12 protein-coding genes, 3 tRNA genes and 1 pseudogene are annotated in these 12242 nt (G+C 71.2%); 10 read left to right on the top strand and 6 right to left on the bottom strand.

Annotated features, from left to right (window positions below):
- The 4 genes and pseudogenes from QM626_RS09915 to QM626_RS09900 all read left to right on the top strand — a co-directional run.
- Positions 1-585: pseudogene (locus QM626_RS09915) on the top strand (hypothetical protein); the annotation flags it as partial.
- Positions 586-685: 100 nt separating this feature from the next.
- Positions 686-758, top strand: a tRNA-Gly gene (locus QM626_RS09910).
- Between the two features lie 51 nt (positions 759-809).
- Positions 810-880: transfer RNA gene (locus QM626_RS09905), tRNA-Cys, on the top strand.
- Positions 881-906: 26 nt separating this feature from the next.
- A tRNA-Val gene (locus QM626_RS09900) sits at positions 907-978 on the top strand.
- A 35-nt stretch (positions 979-1013) separates the two neighbouring features.
- Here QM626_RS09900 and QM626_RS09895 read toward each other — a convergent pair.
- On the bottom strand, positions 1014-1187 hold the full coding sequence (locus QM626_RS09895) for a multidrug transporter (RefSeq protein WP_415076517.1): 174 nt from the start codon (positions 1185-1187) through the stop codon (positions 1014-1016).
- 112 nt (positions 1188-1299) lie between these two features.
- Here QM626_RS09895 and QM626_RS09890 point away from each other — a divergent pair, with 112 nt between their 5' ends.
- Positions 1300-1800: a DUF6790 family protein gene (locus QM626_RS09890; protein ID WP_415076515.1), complete on the top strand. Its 501-nt coding sequence runs from the start codon at positions 1300-1302 to the stop codon at positions 1798-1800.
- 2 nt (positions 1801-1802) lie between these two features.
- On the opposite strand, the gene QM626_RS09885 is transcribed toward QM626_RS09890, so the two are convergent.
- The gene (locus QM626_RS09885; RefSeq protein ID WP_415076519.1) at positions 1803-2963 is read right to left on the bottom strand and encodes an SLC13 family permease; all 1161 of its coding nucleotides are present in this window, start codon (positions 2961-2963) and stop codon (positions 1803-1805) included.
- Positions 2964-3026: 63 nt separating this feature from the next.
- Between QM626_RS09885 and thrS the strand changes: the two genes are divergently transcribed.
- Positions 3027-5030 (top strand): threonine--tRNA ligase, encoded by a 2004-nt coding sequence (gene thrS, locus QM626_RS09880; RefSeq protein ID WP_415076513.1) that lies wholly within the window; start codon positions 3027-3029, stop codon positions 5028-5030.
- Positions 5027-5587 carry an HIT family protein gene (locus QM626_RS09875; RefSeq protein ID WP_415076511.1) on the top strand — a complete coding sequence of 187 codons (561 nt, stop codon included), beginning with the start codon at positions 5027-5029 and terminating at the stop codon, positions 5585-5587. The genes thrS and QM626_RS09875 overlap by 4 nt, the downstream gene beginning before the upstream one ends.
- 16 nt (positions 5588-5603) lie before the next feature.
- Here the strand turns inward: QM626_RS09875 and pdxY are convergent, their stop codons facing one another.
- Positions 5604-6455 (bottom strand): pyridoxal kinase PdxY, encoded by an 852-nt coding sequence (gene pdxY / locus QM626_RS09870; RefSeq protein ID WP_415076509.1) that lies wholly within the window; start codon positions 6453-6455, stop codon positions 5604-5606.
- 7 nt (positions 6456-6462) lie between these two features.
- Positions 6463-7824, bottom strand: coding sequence for an aminotransferase class I/II-fold pyridoxal phosphate-dependent enzyme (locus QM626_RS09865; RefSeq protein ID WP_415076507.1), 1362 nt, complete (start codon positions 7822-7824; stop codon positions 6463-6465).
- A gap of 84 nt (positions 7825-7908) precedes the next feature.
- Here QM626_RS09865 and pdxS point away from each other — a divergent pair, with 84 nt between their 5' ends.
- The 3 genes from pdxS to QM626_RS09850 are packed head-to-tail and all read left to right on the top strand — an operon-like array spanning position 7909 to position 10014.
- Complete coding sequence (pdxS, locus tag QM626_RS09860) at positions 7909-8799, top strand: pyridoxal 5'-phosphate synthase lyase subunit PdxS (RefSeq protein WP_415076505.1); 891 nt, start codon at positions 7909-7911, stop codon at positions 8797-8799.
- Positions 8789-9388 (top strand): pyridoxal 5'-phosphate synthase glutaminase subunit PdxT, encoded by a 600-nt coding sequence (pdxT, locus tag QM626_RS09855; protein WP_415076503.1) that lies wholly within the window; start codon positions 8789-8791, stop codon positions 9386-9388. The genes pdxS and pdxT overlap by 11 nt, the downstream gene beginning before the upstream one ends.
- A 38-nt stretch (positions 9389-9426) precedes the next feature.
- Positions 9427-10014: a DUF1992 domain-containing protein gene (locus QM626_RS09850; RefSeq protein WP_415076501.1), complete on the top strand. Its 588-nt coding sequence runs from the start codon at positions 9427-9429 to the stop codon at positions 10012-10014.
- A gap of 9 nt (positions 10015-10023) precedes the next feature.
- Here QM626_RS09850 and QM626_RS09845 read toward each other — a convergent pair whose 3' ends face one another.
- Together QM626_RS09845 and QM626_RS09840 are read right to left on the bottom strand one after the other, a co-directional pair.
- Positions 10024-11418, bottom strand: a complete 1395-nt coding sequence (locus tag QM626_RS09845; protein ID WP_415076499.1) for a DUF222 domain-containing protein — start codon at positions 11416-11418, stop codon at positions 10024-10026.
- A gap of 77 nt (positions 11419-11495) precedes the next feature.
- Positions 11496-12191 carry a TetR/AcrR family transcriptional regulator gene (locus QM626_RS09840; RefSeq protein WP_415076497.1) on the bottom strand — a complete coding sequence of 232 codons (696 nt, stop codon included), beginning with the start codon at positions 12189-12191 and terminating at the stop codon, positions 11496-11498.
- Between the last annotated feature and the right edge of the window lie 51 nt (positions 12192-12242).

The following is a 12242-nucleotide window of genomic DNA, read 5'->3' as shown; positions in this document are numbered from 1 at the left end:
GCTCCCCCCGCCCCGCCCGCGCAGCCGGCCTACGCCGCGCCCTCGGCGCCCGGCTACGCGGCGTCGAGCACGGCACCCCCGTATGCTCCCGGGCCCCCGCCGCAGCCCGGTTATGCGGCCGCCCCTCAGCAACCCGGATATGCGCCGGCGCGCCCGTCGCGGAAGGGGCTGTGGATCGGACTCGGCGTCGGCGGCGGCGTCCTGGTGCTGGCGGGCATCATCGTCGCCGTCCTGGTGATCGTCAGCCTCGTCAAGGGAGCCACCAGCGCTCCCGAGCAGGCGCTCAACGACTACAACTCGGCGTGGATGACGGGGGACTGCGGCACGATCGAGCGGTTGACGACCTCCGACTGGAAGGACGAGTGGAGCTTCAGCTGCAGCGACACCGAGGCCAACGCCGCCGACCCGCCGCAGTCGTGGCACATGACCGTGACGCATTCCTCGGTCTCCGGCGACGAGGCCGACATCGACTACACGCTGTCCGGGGTCGACTCCGACGGCAGCTCCTTCTCCGGCGACTACTCCGCGGTCCTGGTGCAGACTGGCGGCACGTGGCTGATCGATGAGGACGACTATGTCGGCTGATCCGCAGCGCTCGCGGATGACACGCGCGAGCCCTCGTCGGTTTTGCGAGAGCGGGGAGTTCGGCTAAAGTCGATCAAGTGCTCGGAGCGATCCGGGACACGCGGATGTAGCGCAGTTGGTAGCGCATCACCTTGCCAAGGTGAGGGTCGCGAGTTCGAGTCTCGTCATCCGCTCGAGTGCGGTATCCCCTCCAGGGATCACGCCGTGGGTATCGAACCACACACGGTGGCGTGGCCGAGCGGCTAGGCACCGGCCTGCAAAGCCGTTTACACGGGTTCGAATCCCGTCGCCACCTCGCTCACAACTGAACAGCCTGAACAGGCGCGATTGGCGCAGCGGTAGCGCGCTTCCCTGACACGGAAGAGGTCACTGGTTCGATCCCAGTATCGCGCACCGAACAACCCCCGGGATCCCGAGGGTTTTCTCGTTCAGTCCCGGTCGTCCGCTTTTCCGGGCCGGACCTCGGCGTCCGCGGCGATGTCGACTCGGGTGATTCCGCCATGCTCGGAGACCTCCACCCGCGGGCGGGCGTCGGCATCCGTCGCCTTGGGTGCCGTCGTCAACTGATCGCGGCGCTGTTCATCTCGTTCCGGTGTGTCCATGCGGCGACCATATCCCGCCCCTGCCGGATCTCGGCCCTGTCCCGGCGCGAGGCGCTGCGGCATCTGTGACCGGCACCGCTATGCTCGCCGCAGAGCCGACCGGAGGAACGCCATGACCGAAGCCGCACCCGCGAAGTCGCCCGTGATCCTGGGCCTGCTGCCCTTCGGCGGGGTCGTGCTGTTCCTCGTCGCCGAGATCATCGTGCTCGTCGCCGGCGGCGCGTCCGACTTCCTGTACTGGACGACGATGAACGCCGTCCTGTTCCTCGTCGGCTCGTCGGCGCTGGGCAGCGGAATCGCGCACCTGTTCTTCGGCCCGACGATCGCCCGGTCGATCGGATGGGCGCCCGGCCCGTTCCAGTTCGAGGTGGGCGCCGCGAACCTCGGCATCGGCATCGCGGCGATCGTCGTCGGCGCCGCACTGCCGCCCGTGGCCTGGATCGGCCCGGTCATCGTCGCCGTCGTGTTCCTCGTGCTCGCCGGCATCGGTCACATCCGTCAGATCGTCACGACGCACAACATGTCGATCAACAACGCGGGGCCGATCCTGTTCCTCGACTTCCTGGCACCGCTCGCGACGCTCGTGCTCTGGCTCGTGCTGATCCTCCGGTAGGGCTACGGCAGCCGCCAGACCACCGGCACGACCGCGAGGCCCACCGCCACCGGTCCCAGCACGAGACCCCAGCCGACGAAACCGCGCCAGGACACGTCGACTCCGTCCGAGCGCAGCCGATCGTGCCACAGAAGGGTCGCGAGCGAACCCCACGGCGTGATCACCGGTCCCGCGTTGACGCCGATCAGCAGCGCGGCCAGCAGTGCCGGCGTGGACGCCGACGGCTCGAGGGCGAGGTACGCGGGGAGGTTGTTCCCGGCGTTCGCGCCCAGCATCCCGAGCCCGGCCGCGACCCACAGACCCACCGGCCCGGCGCCGATCCACGTGCCGAGCACGTTCAGGGCTCCGGTCGCCTCCAGTGCGCCGACGGCGAGGAACAGGCCCGCGGCGAAGACGAGCACCCGCCATGGCACGAGACCGAGGCGCAGCGCGCGCGGATGCCGCCACAGGAACAGCGCGACGAGCACCATGGCCGCGGCGACCGCCGGCAGCCACGGCGCCATCCCGCTCACGAGCAGCGGCAGCAGCACCGCCACGACGACTCCGCTCGTGATCAGCAGCGCACGGTCGGCGACCTCCGGCAGCGGAGCGGGCGCGAAGCGACCACGGAGATCCCGCCGGTGCACGAGCCACAGCAGCACGACGGTGACGACGACGGCGATGAGCGCGGAGGGTCCCAGCAGCGCGAGGAAGTCCCACGGCGAGCTCGAGGCGAGCCGGTGCAGCGCGAGCAGATTCGTGAGGTTCGAGACCGGCAGCGCCAGGGACGCCGTGTTCGCCAGCCAGACCGTCGCGAACGCGAAGGGCAGGGGCGGCAGACGGTGCGCGCGCGCGACCGCGACGACGACCGGGGTCAGCAGCACCGCCGTCGTGTCCAGGGAGAGGAACGCCGTCGCGACGACGGCGAGAGCCACCACCAGCAGCCACAGCACCGCCGTGCGGCCGCGCGCGAACCGCGCCAGCATCCCCGCGGCCAGATCGAACACGCCGGCCGTGGCCGCGAGCTCGGCGACCACCGTGATGGCGACGACGAACAGCAGGACCGGCCAGACCCGTTCGGCGATGGCCAGCACCGCATCCGTCGGCAGGATGCCGAACGCGATCGCGACGCCGCCGAGCACCAGCAGCGCCGCGCCGATCAGGGCCAGCCGCACGGCATCCATCATGCCCGGGCCGACCCGGCCGGACCGGTAGCCTGGACGGGAGCCACTTTCTGGAGAGTTTCCGTGACCGATCCCACTGTTGCCGGCGTCGCCTACCCGACCGACGGCTTCGCCCTGTTCCCCGATCGCTCCGTCATCGCCCTGCGCGTGAACGGCGAGCTGAAGGACCTCGCGACGACCGTGACCGCGGCCGACGACGTGGAGCCGGTCACGGTGGAGTCGCCGGACGGCCTCGCCATCCTGCGCCATTCCACCGCGCACGTGCTCGCACAGGCCGTGCAGCGCATCAAGCCGCAGACGACCCTCGGCATCGGCCCGCCCATCGCCGACGGCTTCTACTACGACTTCGGCACGGACACCCCGTTCACGCCCGAGGATGTCAAGGCCATCAAGAAGGAGATGGAGCGGATCGTCCGGGAGAACCAGAGGTTCGTGCGGCGCGCGGTGACCGACGACGAGGCGCGAGCCGAGCTCGCGCACGAGCCGTTCAAGCTCGAGCTGATCGGCCTCAAGGGCGGTGCGGACAACACCGAGGGCGCCTCGGTCGAGGTGGGCGGCGGGGAGCTGACCATCTACGACAACGTGAACCGTGAGGGCGAGACGGTCTGGAAGGACCTGTGCCGGGGCCCGCACGTGCCGGGCACCCGCCTCATCGGCAACGGGTGGGACCTGCTGCGCGTCGCGGGCGCCTACTGGCGGGGCAGCGAGAAGAACCCGCAGCTCCAGCGCATCTACGGCACGGCCTGGCCGACCAAGGACGAGCTGCGCGCATATCAGCAGCGGCTCGAGGAGGCGGCCAGACGCGACCACCGCAAGCTCGGCAAGGAGCTCGACCTGTTCTCGTTCCCGGACGAGATCGGGTCGGGCCTGTCGGTCTGGCATCCCAAGGGCGGCATCATCCGTCAGGAGATGGAGCAGCACCACCGGCGGCGTCACGCCGAAGCCGGCTACAGCTGGGTCTACACCCCCCACATCTCCAAAGAGGACCTGTTCCTCACCTCGAACCACCTCGTCACCTACCGCGACGGCATGTTCCCGCCGATCCGGATGGACGAGGAGACGGACGCCGAGGGCCACGTCACCAAGCAGGGCCAGGACTACTACCTGAAGCCCATGAACTGCCCGATGCACATCCTCATCTACAAGGAGCGGGCGCGCAGCTACCGCGATCTGCCGATGCGGCTGGCCGAGAACGGCACGGTCTACCGCAACGAGCTCTCCGGCGCGCTGCACGGCCTGACCCGGGTGCGCGGGTTCACCCAGGACGACTCGCATCTGTTCGTCACCCGCGACCAGCTGGAGACGGAGGTCACACGCGTCCTGGAGTTCGTCGTCTCGATGCTGCGGGACTTCGGGCTGAACGACTTCGAGCTCGAGCTGTCGATGCGCGACGACGAGAAGTCGAAGTGGATCGGCTCCGACGAGTTCTGGGAGTACTCCACCGACGCCCTCCGCAACGTGGCGCTGGCGACCGGGCTGAAGCTCACCGAGGTGCCGGGCGAGGCCGCGTTCTACGGGCCGAAGATCGACCTGAAGACGCGGGACGCGATCGGACGCACCTGGCAGCTGTCGACCGTCCAGGTGGACCCGAACCTGCCGGAGCGCTTCGGGCTGGAGTACACCGGGCCCGACGGCGAGAAGCACCGCCCGATCATGATCCACCGGGCGCTGTTCGGCTCCATCGAGCGGTTCTTCGCGATCCTGCTGGAGCACTACGCCGGCGCGTTCCCGGTGTGGCTCGCGCCGGTGCAGGTCGTCGGCATCCCGGTCGCGGACGAATACGGCGAATATCTGCAGGCCGTCGTCGACCGGCTCCGCGAGCACGGCGTGCGCGCCGAGGTCGACCACTCCGACGACCGGATGCAGAAGAAGATCCGCACCCATACGACGCAGAAGGTGCCGATCCAGCTGATCGCGGGGGAGCAGGACCGCTCGGCCGGCACCGTGTCGTTCCGCTTCCGCGACGGCACGCAGACCAACGGCATCCCGATCGACGAGGCGATCGACCGCATCCTGCGCGCCGTCGCCGACAAGTCGCTCGTCGACACGGCGGACGACCTGCCGTGAGCGGCACCGCGGGCGGTGACGAGGACGCGGAGCTGGCCGCCGCATCCTCGTTCGCCGGGGTGCCGGACGAGTTCCAGCGGCTGTGGACACCCCACCGCATGGCGTACATCAATGCCGGTGCGGACGCGATGCGCGCGTCGTGCCCGTTCTGCGCGGCGCCGGAGAAGTCGGACGTCGACGGGCTCATCGTGCACCGGGGCGTGACCGCCTACGTGCTGCTGAACCTGTTCCCGTACAACTCCGGGCACCTGCTGGTGTGTCCGTACCGTCACATCGCGACCTACGATCAGGCCACCCTGGACGAGGTCGACGAGATCGGTGCCCTGACGCAGGCCGGGATGCGGGTGCTGCGCGGCGTCGCGCGCTGCGACGGGTTCAACATCGGCATGAACCAGGGCGCGGTCGCCGGTGCGGGCGTCGACGAGCACCTGCACCAACACATCGTGCCGCGGTGGGCCTCGGACGCGAACTTCTTCCCGATCATCGCGAAGACGAAGGCGCTGCCGCAGCTGCTCGGCGAGGTGCGTCAGGCGGTCGCCGACGCCTGGCCGGCGTGACGCCGGGCGGATGCCCTCAGCGCACCTGCGTGACGGCGAACTGCATCCGGGGGTGGGCGTAGGCCTCCTGGGACTCGACGAGCTGCAGCTCGCGCTGTCCGGACTCGTAGGTGGTGGTCAGCAGGTCGAACACGCTCGAGACCGTCCGGGCGAGGGCGTCGGCGGCATCCCCGCTCGCGCGGTAGTGCGCGGTGAACAGCGCGGCCGTGACGTCGCCCGAGCCGTTCGCCTTCATCGGGATGTGCGGGGTCTGCACGATCCACGCGCCGTCATCGGTCACCGCGAGCATCTCGATCGTGTCCTCCAGACGGTCGGGACGCTCGACGCTGGTGACGAGCACCGTGCGCGGGCCCAGCGCGCGAGCGAGGTCGGCGGACGCGAGCGTCGAGGCCAGGTCCGCCGGCTCCGTGCCGGTGAGGAAGCCGAGCTCGAACTGATTCGGGGTGATCACGTCGGCCTGCGGCACCACCCGGTCGCGCAGCAGGATCGGGATCGCGGGTGCCACGAAGCAACCGCTGCGCGCGTTGCCCATCACCGGGTCGCAGGAGTACAGCGCGGACGGGTTGGCGGCCTTCACCCGGGCCACGGCCTCGAGGATCACCTCGCCGATGCCCTCGCCGCCCTGGTATCCGCTGAGCACCACGTCGATCTCTCCCAGCACGCCGCGCTCGTCGATGCCGGTGATGACCTCGCGCACGTCGTCCGGGGAGATGAGCGGCCCGCGCCACGCGCCGTAGCCGGTGTGGTTCGAGAAGTTCACGGTGTACACCGGGAGCACCTCGACGCCGATGCGCTGCAACGGGAAGACGGCGGCCGAGTTGCCCACGTGGCCGTAGGCGACGGCGGACTGGATGGAGAGGATCTTCACCGATCGATCATCCCATCGCGGCGACGAGGTCGTCGGCGAGCCGGGCCTGGTGGGCGTCGTCGAGCGCGTGCACGGTCAGGCGCAGGCACGACGCCGCGGCGGGGTCCGCGAGCACGAACTCGTCTCCCGCGCGAGCGAGCCAGCCGCGGTGCAGCAGACGCTCGGCGACGCCCCGGGCGGGCACCGGAAGCCGCACCCAGGTGCTCAGCCCGTCGCCCGCGTCCGTCGGCAGCCCGCGGTCGCGCATCAGCCGGGCGAACGCCGCGTTCCGTTCGGCGTAGTGCGAACCCGCCGCCCGGATGCGGGCGAGGGCGGCCGGATCCGTCAGCTGCAGGTGAGCGAGCCGCTGCAGCAGATGGCTGACCCAGGCGGTGCCGGGGCGCAGCCGCAGCGCGAGCGTGTCGGCGGTCTCGGGATCGCTGGCGACGACGGCCAGGCACATGTCGGGACCGAGGAACTTCGAGACCGAGCGGATCAACGCCCACCGACGGTGCCCCGGCCCGATGAGCGATCGGTACGGCTGCGCCGAGAGCATCGAGAAGTGGTCGTCCTCGATGACCAGCGCGTAGGGGTGGTCGGCGAGCACCTCGCGCAGCGCGGCCGCGCGCTCGGCGCTCAGGCTCGCGCCGGTGGGGTTCTGTGCGCGCGGGGTGCAGACGACGGCGCGCACACCGGCCCCCAGCGCGTCGCGGAGCCCGGCCACGGTCATGCCCTCGGCATCCACCGGCACGGGAACGGCGCGGTAGCCCCCGAGCCGCACGGTGTTCATGCTCGTGAGGAAGCAGGGGTCCTCGAGGGCCACGGCGTCGCCCCGGGTGAGGGTCTGGGCGAGCAGGCGCTCCACGCCGTCGGAGGCGCCGCTGGTGATCGTCAGACGCACCGGGAGGGCCGGGTCGAGGGCCTCCCGCATCCATTCGTCCGCCCAGTCGGCCAGCCCCGGCTCGATGACCGGCTCGCCGTAGAGCACCGGCCGGCCGGCGATGCGTCCGAGCGCGGCGGCGAGGTCGGGGATGAGATCCGGGTCGGGGTTGCCGGTGCCGACGTCGCGCAGCAGGGCGCCCGGCACGACGGCTTCCCGGGTGCCCGGGGCGAGGCCTTCCCGTGCGTCCGGGGCGAAGCCTTCCTGCGCTACCCGAGCCCGGTCCGCGATGCGCGTGCCGGTGCGGCCGCGGGCGACCACGACACCCGCCTGGGCGAGCTGGCGATAGGCGGCGACGACGGTGTTGCGGTTCAGGCCGAGGTGCTCGGCCAACGCGCGCACCGGTGGCAGGGCGTCGCCCGGGCGCAGCTCGCCGCGGGCGGCGAGGGCGCGCACGCTCCCGGCGATCTCCGTCGCCGTCGCGCCCGTGATCTCAGTGGCCGTGGTCATGTCGTCTCACCTGCGAAAGGGTATGTCGTGGAACATGCTAGCGTTTGGCATAGGTCAAAAGATTTCATGCCCGAAGGAGACCTCGTGTCCACTCCCACCACCGGATCCGACCGCGTCAAGCGCGGCCTCGCCGAGATGCTCAAGGGCGGCGTCATCATGGACGTCGTCACGCCCGAGCAGGCGAAGATCGCCGAGGACGCCGGCGCCGTCGCCGTCATGGCGCTCGAACGGGTGCCGGCCGACATCCGGGCGCAGGGCGGCGTGTCCCGGATGAGCGACCCGGACATGATCGACGGCATCATCGAGGCGGTCTCGATCCCGGTGATGGCCAAGGCCCGCATCGGCCACTTCGTCGAGGCGCAGGTGCTGCAAGAGCTCGGCGTCGACTACATCGACGAGTCCGAGGTGCTCTCGCCGGCGGACTACGTGAACCACATCGACAAGTGGGGCTTCACCGTGCCGTTCGTCTGCGGCGCCACGAACCTGGGGGAGGCGCTGCGCCGGATCAACGAGGGCGCGGCGATGATCCGCTCCAAGGGCGAGGCCGGCACCGGCGACGTCTCCGAGGCGATGAAGCACATCCGCAAGATCCGCGGCGAGATCGCGGCGCTCGGCGCGCTGCCGAAGGACGAGCTGTACGTCGCGGCCAAGGAGCTGCAGGCGCCGTATGAGCTCGTCGCCGAGATCGCCGAGACCGGGAAGCTCCCGGTCGTGCTGTTCGTCGCCGGCGGCGTCGCGACCCCGGCCGACGCCGCGATGATGATGCAGCTGGGCGCCGACGGCGTGTTCGTCGGCTCGGGCATCTTCAAGAGCGGCGACCCGGCGGCGCGTGCCGCCGCCATCGTGAAGGCGACGACCTTCTCCGACGACCCGAAGGTGATCGCCGAGGTGTCCCGCGGCCTGGGCGAGGCCATGGTCGGCATCAACGTCGCCGACCTGCCCGCGCCGCACCGCCTCGCCGAGCGTGGCTGGTAGCACGCGCCCCGTCGGCGTGCTCGCCCTGCAGGGCGATGTGCGCGAGCACGCGCAGGTGCTGGCGGGGCTGGGCGCGGAGGTCGTGCTGGTCCGCCGGCCGGCGGACCTGGCATCCGTCGACGGCCTCGTCCTGCCCGGCGGGGAGTCCAGCGTGATCGACAAGCTGTCGCGGGCGTTCGGGATGCGGGAGCCGATCCGCGACGCGATCCGTTCCGGTCTGCCGGTCTACGGCACGTGTGCGGGGCTCATCCTGCTCGCCGATCGTATCGTGGACGGCATCCAGGGCCAGCAGACCTTCGGCGGGCTCGACGTGACCGTGCGCCGGAACGCGTTCGGCGGCCAGGTCGACTCGTTCGAGACCGACCTCGACGTGCCGGCGCTGGGGGAGCGGCCGGTGCACGCGGTGTTCATCCGCGCGCCGCTGGTCGAACAGACGGGACCGGATGCCGAGGCGTTGGCGACCCTTCCGGACGGGCGGGTCGTCGCCGTACGGCAGGGGAATCTGCTGGGCACGGCGTTCCACCCGGAGATGACCGGCGAGCACCGCTTCCACGAGCTGTTCCTGGCGTCGGTGCGCGCGGGGAGATAATCGCCCTGCGATCCTCGAGCCGGCGGAGGGAGGTCGCGATGACGGAGGATCCCCGCCTGGCGGCGGCACGCCGCCGGGCCGAGAACGCGGCGCGCGCGGACCGCGGCGACCCCGAGGACAGAGCGCAGCGCGGAGCGACGGCGAGCGGGCAGTCCGAGCTGCAGCGGGCGGCGATGGTCGAGACGGCGATCGAGCTGGCGATCCGTCGCGGCGACTTCGACGACCTGCCCGGTGCCGGCAAGCCGCTGCCGGGACTGGGCGGTCCTCCCGATCCGGACTGGTGGCTGCGCCGCAAGATCGAGACCGAGCAGCTGCGCGGGCTCGGGCCGGCGGCGCTGACTCTGCGCGTGGAGAACACGGAGCTCGACGCGCGACTGGACGATCTGTCGCGAGAGGCGGAGGTGCGCGAGACGGTCGAGGACTTCAACCGTCGTGTGATCGAGGCGCGTCGCCAGCTCCTCGGCGGACCGCCCGTGGTCACTCCGACGCGTGACGTCGACGACGAGGTCACGGCGTGGCGGGAGCGCCGTGAACGACGACGGCAGGCGGCCGAGAGCGCGCAGCGGGCAGCCGAGCCGCCGACCCGGCGTCGTGGTCGTCGAGGTCGCGCGGGACGCTCTCGGTAGCAGGCTCGCTCACGTCTGCAGAACACGCGTGCGTAACCGCGTGGGAGAGGTGGTCACCGCGCGCCAGCGCAGCGTCGCGTCGAACCAGCCGGGCGACCGCACCTCGGGCACGCCGCGATTCATGCGGATCCGCCAGCCGCTGCGGTCGAGGAACCGGTGGTGGAACCAGCAGAGCAGCACGCCGTTGTCGGTATGGGTCGGTCCGCCCTGCGCGTGCTCGACGACGTGGTGGATCTCGCACCACGCCGCAGGCACCCCGCATCCCGGGATCACGCAATTGCCGTCGCGGAGTGCGATCGCACGACGCTGATGGCGGTTGAAGACGCGTTCTGTCGTGCCGATGCGGATGATCTTCCCCGTCGGCGAACTGGCGATCCGCTGGATCACGCCGCGGCAGCCGATGTGCCGGGCGGCGTCGATCGAGATCGCCTCATCGTGCCCCTGGGCGTGCGCGTACCCGCGACCGCTCGCGAGCTCCTCCTCCGTGACGGAGACCACGAGTGTCGGTGCGGCCCCGCCGACGGTGGGGAGCAGACCACTGGACGCCGCGGCGCCCAGCGCCGCCGCGAACGCGTCGTGCTGCTTCTGCGCGCGGGTGCGGTCATCGCGCGGTGCGTCCGGCGACTCGTCGTCGGGAGCGAACACGACCGTACGAGGTGAGAGCTGCGCATCGAAGATCGTCTGCAACTGGGCGGCGACCTCGGGCAGGAGCGTACCGCGGATGCGAACGCCCTCCGGCGTCGCGACGCCGAGCGTGACCGCGCGCGTGCGCATCGCCGCCCGCTCGCGCGGCTCTGCGCCGTCCTGGTCCAGCACGGTGGCCCAGACCTGCGCCTGCAGGCGCAGGAGGTCTGCGCACAGGGGCGGTGCCTGATCGGGACCGTCGCCGCGGGCCTCGGCGACGATGAGCTCCTCGGCGTGTCGGCGTGCGTCCGGCGGGACGCGCGGGCAGGTCGACAGCAGCGGCATGGCGATGGCCAGCACTCCGTCGATGCCGAGCACGCCGTCGAGCATCGCCTGCCGTACATGCGGCAGCTCGGGCAGCAGCTCTTCACCGGTCGTCGGCGACACGTTCGGCCGCACCGCACGGGCCGCGCGCTGCAGGCGCGACGCCGTCTGCGCGCTCGCACGGGTGACGCGCTGGACGAGTTCGCCGACATCATGACACCCCATATGCGCCGTCATGTGCTCCTCGCGGGCAGGGCCTTCCGACCGTGCGGCGATCTCGCCGACGAGATCGGCCATGGCCGCCTCGACGAGTCGTCGCGCGTCGGAGAGCGCGGCGAGATCGGACGCGATCTCGTTCTCCGACAGCGCGCGGAACAGGCCCGGCCGGATGCCGTCGACCACCAGCGCCGCCGCGCTGTCGCGAACGGCGGTGATGGCTTCGGCGAGGAGGTCCATGGATCCATTCTGATGAGGGCCTCCGACATCCGACCGCGTCGATGGAGCCGGACAGCCGGCGTCGATCCGTGCGGCGCCTACCGGCTCGCGACCAGCGCGTCGATCCCGTCGAGCAGACGGTCGATGCCGAACGTCAGGGCCGTGTCCCGTCCCGCGCCCGTGTCGGAGAAGGCCGCGACCGTCTGCGGATAGTCGGCGCCGCGGACAGCCAGCACGGGCGCGAGCACGCGGCCCATGTCCGCCTCCGGGGCCGACGCCGACACCGCCCGCTGCGCGAGCGACATCGCGTGACCGGACAGGAGCGCGAGCACGTCGAGCTTCTCGGGCGCCGTCAGCGGCAGGCCGTCCAGGGCGAGCAGGCCGGACTCGAACCACCGCAGCTCACGCGGACCCGGGACATGGTTGCGTTGCGCGAGCTCGATCGCCCACGGGTGCGCCGCCGCCTGCTCGAAGAGCTCGAGCGCCCACCGCGTGAGGACTGCGCGCCAGTCGGTCCCGCCGTCCGCCGGCGGCGCGTCGAGGGCGCCGTCGAGCATGAGCGCGTGGAGCCCGGCGCGGCCGGGAACGTATCGGTACAGCGCCATCTTCGTGGTCTCGAGACGGTCCGCCAGCCGTTGCATCGTGACCGCATCGAGTCCGTCCGCATCCGCGATCGAGATGCCCCGGTCGACCACCTGCGCCAGCATGAGACGGGGCTTCGGGCCCGGCCTGGTCCGTCGGTCGCCCTCCTGGCTCCACAGCAGCGCCACGACGTCGTCATCGTTCGCGTCCACTCGATCTCCTCGCTTGCAATTGCGTCCAGCATACGCTATCTCTTGATTGCG

The sequence above is a fragment of the Microbacterium sp. genome (genome assembly GCF_047606385.1).
Lineage (GTDB): Bacteria > Actinomycetota > Actinomycetes > Actinomycetales > Microbacteriaceae > Microbacterium.
This window is presented reverse-complemented; position numbering and strand designations above follow the sequence as displayed.

Bases quoted from the DNA above. Each gene is read 5' to 3' on its own strand.
- QM626_RS09895 (WP_415076517.1), bottom strand. From the start codon at position 1,187: ATGGACACACCGGAACGAGATGAACAGCGCCGCGATCAGTTGACGACG.
- QM626_RS09890 (WP_415076515.1), top strand. From the start codon at position 1,300: ATGACCGAAGCCGCACCCGCGAAGTCGCCCGTGATCCTGGGCCTGCTG.
- QM626_RS09885 (WP_415076519.1), bottom strand. From the start codon at position 2,963: ATGGATGCCGTGCGGCTGGCCCTGATCGGCGCGGCGCTGCTGGTGCTC.
- QM626_RS09865 (WP_415076507.1), bottom strand. From the start codon at position 7,824: ATGACCACGGCCACTGAGATCACGGGCGCGACGGCGACGGAGATCGCC.
- QM626_RS09850 (WP_415076501.1), top strand. From the start codon at position 9,427: ATGACGGAGGATCCCCGCCTGGCGGCGGCACGCCGCCGGGCCGAGAAC.
- QM626_RS09845 (WP_415076499.1), bottom strand. From the start codon at position 11,418: ATGGACCTCCTCGCCGAAGCCATCACCGCCGTTCGCGACAGCGCGGCG.